General features: G+C 63.5%; 1 pseudogene. It reads right to left on the bottom strand.

The window, feature by feature from the left end:
• Positions 1–241, bottom strand: a pseudogene (gene glnA / locus PQQ51_RS34445) (glutamine synthetase); the annotation flags it as partial.

Here is a 241-nt window from a genome sequence, read left to right as displayed (position 1 = left end):
TGCGTCGAGCGCCTGGTCGAGGCCGGCACACACGGTCGGGATCTTTGCATCCTCTTCCGGCGGCAGGTCGTACAGGTTCTTGTCGGCCGCTTCGCCCGGGTGAATCTTGTTCTGCACGCCGTCCAGACCCGCCATCATCAGCGCGGAGAAGCACAGGTACGGATTCGCCATCGGATCCGGGAAACGCGTTTCGATACGACGGCCCTTCGGGTTCGACACGTGCGGAATGCGGATCGATGCC

The organism is Paraburkholderia xenovorans (assembly GCF_046030735.1).
GTDB classification, from domain to species: domain Bacteria; phylum Pseudomonadota; class Gammaproteobacteria; order Burkholderiales; family Burkholderiaceae; genus Paraburkholderia; species Paraburkholderia xenovorans_A.
The sequence above is the reverse complement of the archived record's forward strand: the minus strand, read 5'-3'. Positions and strand labels throughout refer to the sequence as shown.